At 65.0% G+C, this 14,326-nt stretch carries 14 protein-coding genes; 9 read left to right on the forward strand and 5 right to left on the reverse strand.

Features of this window, described 5'->3' with window-relative positions:
- The first annotated feature begins 1 nt into the window (after window position 1).
- The gene (locus tag ABQF30_RS14675) at window positions 2–1,528 is read left to right on the forward strand and encodes a tripartite tricarboxylate transporter permease (RefSeq protein ID WP_448464838.1); all 1,527 of its coding nucleotides are present in this window, start codon (window positions 2–4) and stop codon (window positions 1,526–1,528) included.
- Here ABQF30_RS14675 and ABQF30_RS14680 read toward each other — a convergent pair.
- Genes ABQF30_RS14680 through ABQF30_RS14690 form a run of 3 tightly spaced genes read right to left on the reverse strand, consistent with a single transcriptional unit; the run spans window position 1,484 to window position 4,423 of the window.
- Window positions 1,484–2,167 carry a FadR/GntR family transcriptional regulator gene (locus tag ABQF30_RS14680; protein ID WP_448464840.1) on the reverse strand — a complete coding sequence of 228 codons (684 nt, stop codon included), beginning with the start codon at window positions 2,165–2,167 and terminating at the stop codon, window positions 1,484–1,486. The genes ABQF30_RS14675 and ABQF30_RS14680 overlap by 45 nt on opposite strands.
- Window positions 2,164–3,282: an L-talarate/galactarate dehydratase gene (locus ABQF30_RS14685; protein ID WP_448464842.1), complete on the reverse strand. Its 1,119-nt coding sequence runs from the start codon at window positions 3,280–3,282 to the stop codon at window positions 2,164–2,166. The genes ABQF30_RS14680 and ABQF30_RS14685 overlap by 4 nt, the downstream gene beginning before the upstream one ends.
- A 49-nt stretch (window positions 3,283–3,331) precedes the next feature.
- A complete protein-coding gene (locus ABQF30_RS14690; RefSeq protein ID WP_448464844.1) occupies window positions 3,332–4,423 on the reverse strand; it encodes an alcohol dehydrogenase catalytic domain-containing protein in 1,092 nt (363 codons plus the stop codon).
- A gap of 25 nt (window positions 4,424–4,448) precedes the next feature.
- Here ABQF30_RS14690 and ABQF30_RS14695 point away from each other — a divergent pair, with 25 nt between their 5' ends.
- Entirely contained in the window at window positions 4,449–4,904 is a 456-nt protein-coding gene (locus tag ABQF30_RS14695) for an acyl-CoA thioesterase (protein WP_448464846.1), read from the forward strand.
- Complete coding sequence (locus ABQF30_RS14700; RefSeq protein ID WP_448464848.1) at window positions 4,888–5,325, forward strand: SRPBCC family protein; 438 nt, start codon at window positions 4,888–4,890, stop codon at window positions 5,323–5,325. Before ABQF30_RS14695 ends, ABQF30_RS14700 begins: the two co-directional genes overlap by 17 nt.
- On the opposite strand, the gene ABQF30_RS14705 is transcribed toward ABQF30_RS14700, so the two are convergent.
- Window positions 5,322–5,669 (reverse strand): hypothetical protein, encoded by a 348-nt coding sequence (locus ABQF30_RS14705; RefSeq protein WP_448464850.1) that lies wholly within the window; start codon window positions 5,667–5,669, stop codon window positions 5,322–5,324. The genes ABQF30_RS14700 and ABQF30_RS14705 overlap by 4 nt on opposite strands.
- A gap of 417 nt (window positions 5,670–6,086) precedes the next feature.
- Window positions 6,087–6,779: a GntR family transcriptional regulator gene (locus tag ABQF30_RS14710; RefSeq protein ID WP_448464852.1), complete on the reverse strand. Its 693-nt coding sequence runs from the start codon at window positions 6,777–6,779 to the stop codon at window positions 6,087–6,089.
- A gap of 135 nt (window positions 6,780–6,914) precedes the next feature.
- Here ABQF30_RS14710 and fadD5 point away from each other — a divergent pair, with 135 nt between their 5' ends.
- The 6 genes from fadD5 (at window position 6,915) to ABQF30_RS14740 (ending at window position 14,320) form a co-directional block, all read left to right on the forward strand.
- Window positions 6,915–8,582, forward strand: coding sequence for a fatty-acid--CoA ligase FadD5 (fadD5, locus tag ABQF30_RS14715; protein ID WP_448464854.1), 1,668 nt, complete (start codon window positions 6,915–6,917; stop codon window positions 8,580–8,582).
- 180 nt (window positions 8,583–8,762) lie between these two features.
- Window positions 8,763–9,563: an MlaE family ABC transporter permease gene (locus tag ABQF30_RS14720; protein ID WP_448464856.1), complete on the forward strand. Its 801-nt coding sequence runs from the start codon at window positions 8,763–8,765 to the stop codon at window positions 9,561–9,563.
- A 1-nt stretch (window position 9,564) separates the two neighbouring features.
- Window positions 9,565–10,434: an MlaE family ABC transporter permease gene (locus ABQF30_RS14725; protein ID WP_448464858.1), complete on the forward strand. Its 870-nt coding sequence runs from the start codon at window positions 9,565–9,567 to the stop codon at window positions 10,432–10,434.
- Between the two features lie 4 nt (window positions 10,435–10,438).
- Complete coding sequence (locus tag ABQF30_RS14730; protein ID WP_448464860.1) at window positions 10,439–11,650, forward strand: MCE family protein; 1,212 nt, start codon at window positions 10,439–10,441, stop codon at window positions 11,648–11,650.
- 61 nt (window positions 11,651–11,711) lie between these two features.
- Complete coding sequence (locus tag ABQF30_RS14735) at window positions 11,712–12,743, forward strand: MCE family protein (protein WP_448464862.1); 1,032 nt, start codon at window positions 11,712–11,714, stop codon at window positions 12,741–12,743.
- A complete protein-coding gene (locus tag ABQF30_RS14740) occupies window positions 12,740–14,320 on the forward strand; it encodes a virulence factor Mce family protein (protein ID WP_448464864.1) in 1,581 nt (526 codons plus the stop codon). The genes ABQF30_RS14735 and ABQF30_RS14740 overlap by 4 nt, the downstream gene beginning before the upstream one ends.
- Window positions 14,321–14,326 lie beyond the last annotated feature (6 nt).

Genomic DNA, 14,326 nt, shown 5'->3' on the forward strand with positions numbered 1-14,326 from the left:
TATGGATGTCAACGCATTTCTGGACGGCTTCGCGCTCGTCACAGAACCGAAGAACCTGCTCTACTGCCTGATCGGCGTGTTGATCGGCATGATCATCGGGGTGCTGCCGGGCCTTGGTCCCGCCGCCACCATCGCGATCCTGCTGCCGATCACCTACACCATCGATCCCGTGTCGGCGATCATCATGCTCGCCGGCATCTACTACGGCGCCCAGTACGGCGGCACCATCACGTCGGTGCTGTTGCGGCTACCGGGCGAAGCATCTTCCGTGGTAACGGTTTTCGATGGCTTCGCCCTGGCCAAACAGGGCAAAGCCGGAACAGCTCTGGGCATCGCCGCCATCGGTTCGTTTGTCGGCGCGACTATTTCGATCATCGGTCTGACCCTGCTCGCCCCGATTGTCGCCAGTATCGCCCTGGACTTCGGGCCGCCGGAGTACGCCGCCCTCGCCCTATTGGGCGTGCTGCTCGTCGCCACCATCGGCAGTGGAAACAAGCTCAAGGCGCTGATCGCCGGCGCCGTAGGGCTACTGCTGGCGACCGTGGGGCGCGACAACTTCAGCGGCGCATCCCGATTCACCTTCGACAGCCTCCAACTCGCCGACGGCATCGACTTCGTCGTCGTGGCGATGGGCCTGTTCGGTGTCGGGGAGATCCTCTACAACCTCGAGCAACGGCACGGCAAGCCGCATGTCCCGGCCAAGGTCGGCAATGTGTGGCCGTCGCGCAAGGACCTGAGGCAGTCCACCGGCGCCATCGGCCGTGGTTCGATCATCGGGTTCGTGCTCGGGGTGCTGCCCGGCGGCGGTGCCACGCTGTCGTCGATCGTGGCCTACGCCACCGAGAAACGGCGCGCCAAGAACCCGGAACGGTTCGGCCGCGGTGCCGTTGAGGGCGTGGCCGCGCCGGAGACTGCGAACAACGCGGCGGCAACGTCGTCGTTCATCCCGCTGCTCACCATCGGACTGCCCGCCAACGCGTCCATGGCGATGCTGTTCGGGGCGCTGCTGATCCTCGGCATCTCACCCGGACCGCAACTGGTCGACGAACATCCAGACGTGTTCTGGGGCGTCATCAACTCGATGTACATCGGCAACATCCTGCTGCTGATCCTGTCGGTTCCGTTGGTGGGCTTGTTCGTTCGTATCCTTCGCGTGCGTCCCGCGATCCTTGCGCCGATCACCGCGCTCATCACGATTCTGGGCGTGTACACGATCAACAACTCGACGTTCGACATCTTCTTGATGCTGGTGTTCGGCGTGATCGGCTACCTGATGAAGAAGGCCGGCTTCGATCCCGGCCCCATGGTGCTGGCGTTCGTGCTCGGCACCATCATCGAGTCGAGTACCCGACGCTCCCTGCTGATCTTCGACGGCGACCCGACCGGCTTCATCACCCGGCCGATCTCCGGCGCCATCCTGGCGATCTTCGTTCTGCTGGTGCTGCTGCCGGTGTTCCAGTACCTGCGTAAGCGCCGGGCAGACTCAGCGACCGGAGTCGAGACGCCGCCGAGTGTTACCAAGGTGTAGGCGCATGGCGGCCCGGGCCAGATCCGGATCACCGGAGATCACCGCGGCCGCCACCTCGTCGTGCTCACGGCGCACCCGCTCGGCATGGCCGGCATCGGTGATCGAATGGGTGTCGCCCAACCGGGTGCGGGCCAGCATGATCATCATCGGGCCCAGCGAGTCGAGCAGGTCGACGTAGAAGCGGTTGCCGCTGACCGCTGCCACCGCGCGATGGAAGCGGAAGTCCGCCTCGACCGCGTCTTCCGGTGCGGCGGCGACGAACTCGGCGAGGGCGGTGCGGACGGCGTCGCCGCCTGCGCCGTCGACGCGGGCAGCTGCCAGCGCAGCCGCTTCGCATTCGATACCGAGACGGAAGTCGATCATGTCGAGCACATCGTGGTGGGTCCTGATGGCCGCGGACTCGACGGTGAACGACGTCGGCTCCGGCACCGCGAGCACGAAAGACCCACGGCCCTGGAACGTTTCGACGAGGCCCTCGGCCCGCAACCGGGTCACCGCCTCACGGACCACGGTGCGCGAGACCCCGAACTCGTCGATCAGCTCGGACTCCGAGGGCAACTTGTGCCCAGGCGGGAGGTCGCCGGCGAAGATCTTGTCTTTCAGACCGGCGACCACCTTCTGGGCTAGCGAGGTTGTCACGAGCCGAATTCTGCCCGTTCCTTCGTCAGCGCACGCATCTGCTCGCTCAGCGTGAAGCCGAGCCCCGCCCGCTCCGGCAGCCACATGCGTCCGTCGCGGATCTCGATGCGCTCGTTGAACAGCGGGTTGAGCCACTCGAAGTGCTCCACCCACGGCTCGGTCGGATAGGCGGCGGCCAGATGCAGGTGGATCTCCATCGCGTAGTGCGGGGCCAGCGCGAGCCCCGCGTGCGAGGCCAGCGTGGCGAACCGCAGGAATGGGGTGATGCCGCCGATGCGCGGTGCGTCGGGTTGCACGATCCCGCGGTAGCCGGCATCGATGAGCGCCATGTGCTCGGGTACCGAGGTGAGCATCTCGCCGGTGGCGATGGGGGTGTCGAAGGTATGGGACAGGTCGGCGTGCCCGACGGCGTCCCATGCGTCGAGGGGCTCCTCGATCCAGATCAGGTCGAACTGCTCAAGCTCCCGGCACATCCGCCGGGCCCGGGCGCGATCCCACTGCTGGTTGGCATCGACCATCAACGGGCTGTCCCCGAGGTGTTCGCGCAGCGCGGCCACCCGCTGAAGGTCGGTCTTCCAGTCCGGTTGCCCGACTTTGATTTTGATGCCGCCGATACCGGAATCCAGCGAGGCGGTTGCCTTCTCCTTGATCTCGTCGACCGACGCCTGCAGGAAGCCTCCGGAGGTGTTGTAAACCCGGCACGAATCACGGTGGGCGCCGAGGAGTTTGGCCAGCGGCAGGTCGGCGCGGCGGGCCTTGAGATCCCAGAGCGCGACGTCGAGGGCGGCGATTGCCTGGGTGGCGACGCCGGAGCGCCCGACGGAGGCGCCGGCCCACAGCAGCGACTGGTAGATGCGGTCGATGTCGGACGGGTCCTGGCCGATCGCTGTTTCCGCAATCTCTGCGAGGTGCGTGTACTGGGCCGGACCACCCGCGCGCTTGGAGTAGCTGAACCCCATGCCTTCGTGGCCCTGTTCGGTGGTGACCTCGACGAACAGCAGAACGGTCTCCGTGAGCGGTTTCTGCCGGCCCGTCAGGACCTTGGCGTCGCTGACGGGATTGGGTAGCGGCAGGACGACGTGGGAGAGGGTGAGGTGACGGATGCGATCAGACATATGACGAGTCTACAACTTGTCATACGAGTTGGACAGCGGTCAGGAACTCTCAGCTGAATTCGATGATCTGCCGCACCGCCTTACCGTCGGCGAGCTCGTCCATGCCGGCGTTGATCTCATCGAGCGTGATCGTGGAGGACACCAGTTGCTCCACCGGCAAACGGCCCGCGCGCCATAGTTCGACGAAGCGCGGGATATCCCGGGCGGGCACCGCCGAGCCCAGATAGCTGCCGATCAACGACCGGCCTTCTGCGACAAAACCCAACGGCGACACTGAGATCCGAGCATCCGGTCTCGGCAGGCCGACGGTGATGGTGCGACCGCCGGGGCCCGTGAGCGCGATCGCGGTCTCCAGCGCGGCGGGATGCCCGGCCGCCTCGATCACCACCTCGGCCTTGAGGTCGGCGGCCTGCTCGGGCGTGTACGCCTCGTGTACCCCGAGCTCACGGGCCCGCGCCAATTTGTCCGATAACTGATCCACGCCGACCACCCGCACGCCGTCATACGCGAGCGCCGTCAATGCCGCCGCCATCCCGACCCCGCCCAGCCCGACGACCGCCACCGTCTGGCCCGGCTGCGGCTTGCCGACATTGAGCACCGCGCCGCCACCGGTGAGCACCGCACAGCCCAATAAGGACGCGACGGCGGGGTTCACATCAGAGGGCACCGGCACAACCGAGCGGCGATCCACCACAGCATGAGTGGCGAACCCGGACACTCCCAAATGGTGGAAGACCGGTTCACCGGCTCGGCTCAGTCGGATGTCGCCGTGCATCAGCGTGCCCGCCCCATTGGCTGCCGAACCCGGACCGCAGGGCGTCAACCCGTCGGTGCCACATGCCGGGCACACACCGCAACGAGGCAGGAACGTCATCACCACCCGTTGGCCGACTGTCAGATCATCGACGCCGATCTCCACCACGCCCGCAGCTTCGTGGCCCAACAACATCGGGACCGGGCGCACGCGGTTGCCGTCGACCACCGACAGGTCGGAGTGGCAGAGGCCGGCAGCCTCGATGCGGACCAGCAGTTCCCCCGGCCCGGGCGCGGCCAGCTCGAGTTCGGTCACGCTCAGCGGCCGGGAATCGGCGTAGGGGCGGGGCGCACCAATGGTTTCCAAGACAGCACCGCGGATCTTCACATCACCAGCCTGACAGACTTCAGCCATGGCGAGCCCTGACCAACACTCGATCAGCGCAGGCGACTTCCCAGTGCACTGGCCGGTGCTGACGCGATGGACCGACAACGACATGTTCGGCCACCTGAACAACGCCGTGTACTACGAGTTGTTCGACACCGCGATCAACGCGTGGATCAACACCAACTGCGACGTCGACCCCATCACCGCGCCATGGCTGGGAGTGGTGGCCGAGTCCGGCTGCCGATTCTTCGCCGAGCTGAAGTTTCCCGACCCGCTGGTAGTCGGATTGTCGGTCGCACGGCTGGGCAACAGCAGCGTCACCTATCAACTGGGATTGTTCGAACCCGACCGGCCCGTCGCGGCAGTCGGACACTGGGTGCACGTCTACGTCGACCGGACCACGCGCCGCCCGGTCCCGATTCCCGACGCGATCCGGTCGCTGCTGCAGTCGATATGCTCTGCCGATGCCGCTCGTGAGTAAAACAGTCGAGGTAGACGCCGCCGCCGAGAAGGTCATGGCGATCGTCGCCGATTTCGAGTCCTATCCGCAGTGGAACCCTGAGATCAAGGGCTGCTGGATCCTGGCCCGCTATGACGACGGACGGCCCAGCCAGCTGCGGCTGGATGTCGAGATCCAGGGACAGTCCGGCGTCTTCATCAACGCCGTGTACTACCCCGGCGAGAACCAGATCTTCACCGTGCTGCAGCAAGGCGATCACTTCAAGAAGCAGGAGCAGAAGTTCTCGGTGGTCCCGCTCGGCGCCACGTCCCTGCTGACCGTCGATCTCGAAGTGGAGACCCAGCTGCCGATCCCCGGCCCGATGGTGAAGAAGGTCATCGGTGACACCTTGGACCACCTTGCCAACGCCCTGGTCGCCAGGGTCGCACAGCTGTCTGCTTAGCCGGCGAGGCCGTCGAACGCTCCCCAGAACGCGCCGGCCTCCTTGGCGCTGAGTTCGGCGGCCGCCTCGCGCAATGCCGTGACCCGCTTGTTGATCCGGTATTCGGTCGAACGTGGCATCGACGCCGACCGGTACTTGCCATACCGAATCCGGTAGACGCGCCCGTGGACGATCTCCCAGCGCAGTGCATCGGAGATGGCTTTCGATGGCCTGCCCTTGGTGGTGAAGCCCTGATCGCGCAGGACGTCGACCAGATCGGCCACCGATTGCGGTCCGTGTCGGAGCAATTGGATGGTCAGCACATAGCGAAGCTCGATACCTCTGAGCAGGTATTTCTCTGGCATGTCGTCACGATGCCACTGCCCGCCGACATGTCGGCGGCGGTGCGGAACCAGGTGACGTCCCGCCCGCCTAATAGCGACAATGTCGCGGAAAACGCCTCCCGCGCAACATGATTCACATCAGTCCCGCGCCGGAAGGAACAGCTGGCACTCTGGCCTCGTCTGCCCCTTCCGAAACGCGATCTGGCCCGCCCGCCTTGCAGCGACAAAGTCGCGCGCAGCGCGGGCACGTAACCACTGAGGCTCAAGCGGCTGCTGAGGTTGGCGGGTGCCACGTGATTTCACCAGAGGGGCCGAAGTTCCCAGTGGGGCCAGTGAGGCGCTCTCCGCGACATTGTCGCTAACAGGCGGGCGGAACGACTTGTCAGCAGCTCCAGAGCCCGATTGGCAGCGTCGGCGCGGCAGCGCGCCCGGAGCCCGTCAATTCCACATCCCGATCTCGTCGAGCCGGGCGATCAGCCGCCGTGCACCGTCGGTGAACTGCGCGCCGTTGAGTTCCACCGCGGTCTTCGCATCCCGACGCCGCAACGCGGCGATCAGCAACCGGTGGCTCTCCACCGCCTCGCTGCCCCACCGCGGATCGGTGGAGTAGATCAGCGCCGGCAGGTATCGCGCGACATGCAACAGAAACCAGGCCAGTTTGATGCGGCCGCTGGCGTGGTTGAAAGTGCGGTGAAAGGCGAACTCCGCGGCCGAGATCTGCTCGGGATCCTGATATTCGACGGCCGCGGCGAGTTCGGCGTTCAGGTGCTCGAGATCGTCGATCTCGGCTTCGGTGATGCGTTCGGTCGCGGTGGCTGCGAGCTCCCGCGCGATGGTGGCCTGTAGCCAGAAGATGTCCTCGACGTCGCCGCGGGTCAATGGGACGACGACGTGGCCGCGGTGTGGCTCGAGCTGAACCATGCCTTCGCCGCGCAACGTGCGCAGAGCCTCCCGGACGGGCGTGATGCTCACGCCGAGCGCGGCGGCGGTTTCGTCGAGCCGGATGAAGGTGCCTGCCCGCAGCGCCCCCGTCATGATCTCGGCACGCAGATGCGCCGCCACCTCGTCGGAGAGCTGCTCCCGGCGGGCGCCGCGACGCCGTTGCACGGCGGTCTTGACAGGCGCATTCACGTGTTCTGCGATCGCCTTTCGGTCGGTTTGACGGGGGCTTGTCCCCGTGGCGCCGAGGCCATAATGTGACCGGGGCAACCCCATGTTTGATCAAATATCAACATCGTGCAACCTAACCCATGGAGTACAGAGCCGTTGACTGCCGAGCCGTCCCTGACCGAGCAGCCCTATCTGGCCCGCCGCCAGAACTGGACCAACCAACTGGCGCGTCACGCGTTGATGCAGCCCGACAAAACCGCTCTGCGGTTCCTCGGCCGCACCACCACATGGGCCGAACTCGACCACCGGGTGAGCCGACTGGCCGGTGCCCTGAGCCGCCGTGGCGTCGGCTTCGGCGACCGGGTGCTGATCCTGATGCTCAACCGCAACGAGTTCGTCGAATCGTTCCTGGCCGCCAACAAGCTCGGCGCCATCGCGGTTCCGGTGAACTTCAGAATGACGCCCCCTGAGATCGCCTTCCTGGTGAGCGACTGCGACGCCCGCGTGGTGATCACCGAATCCGTGCTTGCCGGCGTGGCGACCGCGGTGCGCGACCTGGACACGACGTTGAGCACGGTGATCGTGGCAGGCGCTGGCACCGAATCCGCCGCAGAAGATGCTGTGCTCGGCTATGACGATCTGATCGCCGAGCCCGGCGAATCTCCGGCGCCGGTCGACATTCCGAACGACTCCCCGGCACTCATCATGTACACGTCCGGAACCACCGGCCGCCCAAAAGGCGCGGTGCTCACGCACACCAACCTGGCCGGCCAGGCGATGACCTTCCTGTTCACCAACGGCGCCGACATCAACAACGACGTCGGGTTCATCGGCGTGCCGCTGTTTCACATCGCCGGCATCGGCAACATGATCATCGGCCTGCTGCTGGGCTCGCCCACAGTCATCTACCCACTCGGCGCGTTCGATCCGGGCGCGCTGCTCGACGTACTCGAGGCCGAGAAGGTGACCGGCATCTTCCTGGTGCCCGCGCAGTGGCAGGCGGTCTGCGCCGAGCAGAAAGCCAAACCCCGCAAACTCAAACTGCGGGTGCTGTCGTGGGGTGCGGCCCCGGCGTCGGACACCCTGCTGCGCAACATGTCCGAGACCTTCCCGGGCACCCAGATCCTGGCGGCCTTCGGCCAGACCGAGATGTCGCCGGTGACGTGCATGTTGTTGGGCGAGGATGCGATTCGCAAACTCGGCTCGGTCGGCAAGGTCATCCCGACGGTGTCCGCCAGGGTGGTCGACGAGGACATGAACGATGTCCCGGTCGGCCAGGTCGGCGAGATCGTTTACCGTGCCCCGACGTTGATGGCCGGCTACTGGAACAACCCGAAGGCCACCGCCGAGGCGTTCGCCGGTGGCTGGTTCCACTCCGGCGACCTGGTCCGCCAGGACGAGGAGGGCTACATCTGGGTGGTCGACCGCAAGAAGGACATGATCATCTCCGGCGGCGAGAACATCTACTGCGCAGAGGTGGAGAACGTGCTTGCCGCCCACCCGGCGATCGTCGAGGTCGCGGTGATCGGCAGGAAACACGAGAAGTGGGGCGAGGTCCCCGTGGCAGTCGTTGCCCTGAGCACTGAGTCGGGCAAACAGGCCGACAAATCCCTCAGTCTTGAGGACCTCGACGCCTTTCTCACCGAGCGGTTGGCCCGCTACAAACACCCCAAAGCGCTCGAGATCGTCGATGCCCTGCCCCGCAATCCATCGGGCAAGGTTCTCAAGACGGAACTCAGGGAACGCTTCAGCTTCCAAGCTCGCGTTGACGTTAGCGAAAGTAGCTCAGTGCCAACAGTTTCTGCAGGTCAGGGCGAAAGTTAGCTGAGCCGTGGCGGCTTTGCTAACGGTTCGAGACACAATCCAGCGGATGCGGTGCACGGCCCTGTTTCGATCGGGTACAGTCCGGTGGTCTCACTTACTACTGATGAGTAGGGAGATGCAGATCACACACAGTGGCTCGCGGCAAGGAGGGGGCGTGCGACACGTCCAGGGGGAGCGCCGGTGACGGCGTCCACCGACGGTCTAGTCGGTTATGTGCGCGGACAGTTGGAGAAGCCTCTGGCTACGGTCGGCGGATTCTTCAAAATGTCGGTGTTGGCCGGAAAGGCCCTGCTCACAAGGCCTTTCCAGTGGAAAGAGTTCGTTCTGCAGAGCTGGTTCCTGATCCGGGTGGCGTTCTTGCCCACGCTGGCGGTGTCCATCCCGCTGACCGTGCTCATCATCTTCACGCTGAACATTCTGTTGGCCGAGTTCGGTGCTGCCGATGTGTCCGGTGCCGGTGCGGCATTGGGTGCGGTCACCCAGCTGGGCCCGTTGGTGACGGTGCTCGTGGTGGCGGGTGCAGGTTCGACCGCCATCTGTGCCGACCTCGGCGCCCGGACCATCCGTGAAGAGATCGACGCGCTCGAGGTGCTCGGCATCGACCCGATCGAGCGGCTCGTCGTCCCCCGGGTGGTCGCCTCCACATTCGTGGCCTTCATGCTCAACGGCGCGGTTATCACCATCGGCCTGGTCGGTGGCTTCTTCTTCGGCGTCTATATCCAGAACGTCTCTGCGGGCGCGTATGTCTCGACGCTGACACTGCTCACTGGCTTCCCGGAAGTGATGATCTCGGTCATCAAAGCAACGCTGTTCGGCCTCATCGCCGGGCTGGTGGGGTGCTACCGCGGGCTGACAGTGGCCGGCGGCGCGAAAGGCGTAGGCACCGCGGTGAACGAGACCCTGGTGCTGTGTGTGGTTGCGCTGTTCGCAGTCAACGTCGTGCTCACCACGATCGGTGTGCGGTTCGGGACAGGGAACTGATATGAGTACCGCACAGGTCTTGCGCTCGCGCTTCCCCCGGGCGTTCTCGCGTACCTCCGATGTCGCCGCAACCCCGGCCCGCGCACTCGACAGCATGGGCCATGTCGCCTGGTTCGTCGTACAGGCCATCGCCCATGTGCCACATGCGTTCCGGCACTACCGCCGCGAAGCGCTGCGATTGGTCGCCGAGATCGGTATGGGTACCGGCGCCATGGCCGTCATCGGTGGCACCGTGGCGATCATCGGTTTCGTCACGCTGTCGGCGGGTTCGCTGATCGCAATCCAGGGCTTCGCCTCCCTGGGCAACATCGGCGTCGAGGCCTTCACCGGCTTCTTCGCCGCACTGGCAAACATTCGCGTCGTCGCACCCGTGGTCACCGGCCAGGCGTTGGCCGCCACGGTCGGCGCAGGCGCCACCGCCGAACTCGGCGCCATGCGCATCAGCGAGGAGATCGACGCGCTGGAAGTCATGGGCATCAAGTCGATTTCGTACCTGGTGTCCACCCGGATCATGGCCGGCGCGATCGTCATCATCCCGCTCTACGCGATGGCGATCCTGCTGTCGTTCGTGTCTGCGCAGTTGGTCACCACGATCTTTTACTCGCAGTCCGTCGGTACGTATGAGCACTACTTCCATACGTTCCTGCGCGTCGACGACGTGATGTGGTCCTTCCTCGAAGTGATCATCATGTCGATCGTCGTCATGTTGAACCATTGCTACTTCGGCTTTTACGCAAGTGGCGGTGCTGTCGGTGTGGGTGAGGCCGTGGGAAGGTCGATGCGTACCTCGTTGATCGCGATCGTGCTGGTGGTCCTGTTGGCATCGTTGGCGCTGTACGGCACCGACCCGAACTTCAACCTCACGGTGTAGTGCCATGACCGCGCCGCTCAACAAGCCGAAGACGCCGCCGTACAAGCTCGCAGGATTGGTGCTGCTGCTTGTCTCCCTCCTGATTCTCGCGCTGACGTGGATGCAGTTCCGCGGCACCTTCGAGGACAGGGTGCAGCTGACAGTGATGTCGGGCCGGGCCGGCCTGGCGATGGATCCCGGTTCGAAGGTCACCTTCAATGGTGTGCCGATCGGCCGCCTGGCCTCCATCGACGTGGAGACCGTCGGCGATGATCCGGAAGCCAAGTTGACGCTGGACGTAGATCCCAAGTACCTCAACCTGATTCCGGCCAACGCGATCGCTGAGCTGCGGGCGACCACGGTGTTCGGCAACAAGTACATCTCGTTCTTGTCGCCGGAGAATCCGTCGTCCGAGCGGCTTTCGCCGTCGACGCCGATTCAGGCCCAGGGCGTGACGACGGAGTTCAACACGCTGTTCGAGACGATCACCGCGATCTCCGAACAGGTCGATCCGATCAAACTCAACGAGACCCTGACCGCGGCCGCCCAAGCGCTCGACGGCCTCGGCGGCAAGTTCGGCCAGTCGCTGGTCAACGGCAACGACATTCTCGGCGAGATCAATCCGCGGATGCCCGAGATCCGCCGTGACATCACCGGTCTGGCCAATCTGGGCGACGTGTACGCCGATGCGGGTCCCGATCTGTTCGACGGGTTGTCCAACGCGGTGACCACTGCGCGCACCCTCAACGAGCAGCGCGGCAATCTGGATCAGGCGCTGGTGGCTGCGGTCGGGTTCGGCAACACCGGCGGGGACATCTTCGAGCGCGGCGGACCCTATCTGGTGCGCGGCGCGCAGGACCTGCTGCCCACTTCGGCGCTGCTCGACAAGTACAGCCCGGCGCTCTTCTGCACCATCCGCAATTACCACGATGCGGCGCCGAAGCTGGCCGGGGCGCTTGGCGGTAACGGCTACTCGCTACAGACCAACTCGCTTGTGGTCGGTGTGGGCAATCCGTATGTGTACCCGGACAACCTGCCGCGTATCAATGCCAAGGGCGGGCCGGAAGGCCGACCGGGCTGTTGGCAGCCGATCACTCGCGACTTGTGGCCGATGCCGTACCTGGTGATGGACACCGGCGCCTCGATCGCGCCGTACAACCACTTCGAACTGGGCCAACCGATGTTCACTGAGTATGTCTGGGGTCGCCAAGTGGGGGAGAACACGATCAACCCATGAGAGACGCTTGCGGAACGAATAACCAGATGGCATGCGGGACCCGAGCTTGCGAGGGAGCCGCATGAGCATCAAGGGCACGCTTATCAAGCTCGGCATCTTCTCGTTGGTGCTGCTGACCTTCACCGCGCTCATCTTCGTGGTGTTCGGTCAGATCCGGTTCAACCGGACCGCGGAGTATTCGGCGGTCTTCAACAATGTCAGCGGCCTGCGCAGCGGGCAGTTCGTGCGCGCTGCGGGTGTCGAGGTCGGCAAGGTCTCGAGCGTGGACCTGATCAACGGCGGCCAGCAAGCCGAGGTCAAGTTCAGCGTCGAGAAGTCGTTGCCGTTGTTCGACGAGACCACCGCCTCGATCCGGTACCAGGACCTGATCGGTAACCGCTACCTTGACCTCAGGCGCGGCGAGAGCAACACGATGATTCCGCCGGGCAGCACCATCCCGCTCGAGCGCACCCAGCCGGCGCTGGATCTCGACGCCCTCGTCGGTGGATTCCGGCCGCTGTTCCGGTCATTGGAGCCGGAGAAGGTCAACACCATCGCCGAGTCGATCGTCACGATCTTCCAGGGTCAGGGCGGCACCATCAACGACATCCTTGATCAGACGGCAGCGCTGACCGAGTCGATCGCCGAACGCGATCAGGCCATCGGCGAGGTGATCAAGAACCTCAACACGGTGCTCGACACCACGATCAAGCACCAGAAGCAGTTCGACGAAACCCTGGTGAACTTCGAGACCCTGATCACCGGTCTCAAGGACCGTGCCGATCCGATCGGCGAGTCGGTGGCCAATATCAGCGACGCGGCGGGTTCGCTGGCGGATCTGCTTTCGGACAACCGGCCGCTGCTCAAGGACACCCTCGGCTACCTCGAAGTGATCCAGCAGCCGCTGATCGATCAGGAACAGCAGGTCCACGACATCCTGATCCAGATGCCTCAGGCGCTGAAGCTCATTGGCCGTGCCGGCGGCATCTACGGCGACTTCTTCAACTTCTATGCCTGCGATCTCACGTTGAAGCTCAACGGATTGCAGCCGGGCGGCCCCGTCCGAACCGTCAGAGTCACATCGCAGCCGTCGGGTAGGTGCACGCCGAAATGAGGACACTGCAGGGTTCCGACCGGTTCCGTAAGGGCCTGATGGGCGTCGTGGTCGTCGCGCTCATCATCGGTGTCGGCTCGACGCTGACCAGCGTGCCGATGCTGTTCGCCGTGCCCACGTACTACGGGCAGTTCGCCGACACCGGCGGCCTGAACGTGGGCGACAAGGTGCGCATCGCCGGCATGGACGTCGGCACCGTGAGAAGCATGGACATCAACGGTGACAAGGTGGAGATCGGCTACACGCTCGGCGGCCGCACGATCGGCACCGACAGCCGCGCCGCGATCCGCACCGACACGATCCTGGGCCGCAAGAACATCGAGATCCAGCCGCGCGGCGAAGAGACGCTGATGCCACGTGGCATTCTTCCGCTGGGTCAGACGACGACGCCGTATCAGATCTACGACGCCTTCTTCGAGATCACCGAGAATGTGTCCGGCTGGGACACCCAGTCGGTGAAGCAGTCGCTCAATGTGTTGTCCGAGACCGTCGATCAGACCTACCCGCATCTGAGCGCCGCGTTGGACGGGGTGGCCAAGTTCTCCGACACCATCGGCAAGCGCGATGACGATGTCAAGAAGCTGCTGGCCAACGCGAACAAGATCGCCACGGTGCTCGGCGATCGCAGCACGCAGGTGAACCAGCTGCTGGTGAATGCGCAGACGCTGTTGGCGGCGGTCAACGAACGCGGTCAGGCGGTGAGCGCGCTGCTCGAGCGCGTGTCGTCGGTGTCGAATCAGGTCGAGGGTCTGATCAACGACAATCCCAACCTCAACCACGTGCTGGAGCAGTTGCGCACGGTCAGCGGCATTTTGGTGGAACGCAAGCAGGACCTCGCCGACATTCTCACTGTGGCAGGCAAATTCATCACCTCACTGGCGGAGGCGCTTGCGTCGGGCCCGTACTTCAAAGTCATGCTGGTGAACCTGATTCCACCGACGATTCTGCAGCCGTTCGTTGACGCGGCGTTCAAGAAGCGCGGCATCGATCCCGAAGAGTTCTGGCGTAACGCCGGCCTGCCCGCGTTCCGTTTCCCGGATCCGAACGGCGAGCGCCACGAGAACGGTGCACCGCCGGCCGCGCCGACGCCGCTGGAGGGCACCCCGGAGCATCCCGGTCCTGCCGTTCCACCCGGTTCGCCGTGCTCGTACACGCCTCCGGCAGACGGCATTCCGTCCCCGGGCAACCCGCTGCCGTGTGCGCATCTGAGCCAGGGCCCATACGGCGACAACCCGTACGGTCCCAACTACGGGCCGCCCGATGTCGCGACGTCGGCACCGAATCCCGGCGGAATCGCGCATTCGCCCGGTGTGCCGAGCGCTGCCATCCCGGGCCAGATGCCACCGGAACAGCCGGGCGCGCCGGTCGAGTTGGCCCCCGGTCCGCCGGGAGCCCGCACCGTTCCGGTTGCCCCGCTGCCCGGAGCGCCTGATTTCACGCCGGGCATCGCACCGCCGCCGCCGGCGATCGTCGGACCGCCGCCGCCGCCCGGACCTGGGCAGCAATTGCCGCCGGTCGGAACGCCCCCGCTGCCGGGCAATCCGCCGTTCCTTCCGCCAGGGTCGCAAGGGGGATAGGCCACA

The sequence above is a fragment of the Mycolicibacterium sp. XJ870 genome (assembly GCF_053483975.1).

Excerpts from the sequence above, each read along its gene's own strand:
- ABQF30_RS14695 (WP_448464846.1), top strand. The coding sequence starts at position 4,449 with ATGGCGAGCCCTGACCAACACTCGATCAGCGCAGGCGACTTCCCAGTG.
- ABQF30_RS14740 (WP_448464864.1), top strand. The coding sequence starts at position 12,740 with ATGAGGACACTGCAGGGTTCCGACCGGTTCCGTAAGGGCCTGATGGGC.
- ABQF30_RS14735 (WP_448464862.1), top strand. The coding sequence starts at position 11,712 with ATGAGCATCAAGGGCACGCTTATCAAGCTCGGCATCTTCTCGTTGGTG.
- ABQF30_RS14675 (WP_448464838.1), top strand. The coding sequence starts at position 2 with ATGGATGTCAACGCATTTCTGGACGGCTTCGCGCTCGTCACAGAACCG.
- ABQF30_RS14705 (WP_448464850.1), bottom strand. The coding sequence starts at position 5,669 with ATGCCAGAGAAATACCTGCTCAGAGGTATCGAGCTTCGCTATGTGCTG.
- ABQF30_RS14700 (WP_448464848.1), top strand. The coding sequence starts at position 4,888 with ATGCCGCTCGTGAGTAAAACAGTCGAGGTAGACGCCGCCGCCGAGAAG.
- ABQF30_RS14725 (WP_448464858.1), top strand. The coding sequence starts at position 9,565 with ATGAGTACCGCACAGGTCTTGCGCTCGCGCTTCCCCCGGGCGTTCTCG.
- ABQF30_RS14730 (WP_448464860.1), top strand. The coding sequence starts at position 10,439 with ATGACCGCGCCGCTCAACAAGCCGAAGACGCCGCCGTACAAGCTCGCA.
- ABQF30_RS14685 (WP_448464842.1), bottom strand. The coding sequence starts at position 3,282 with ATGTCTGATCGCATCCGTCACCTCACCCTCTCCCACGTCGTCCTGCCG.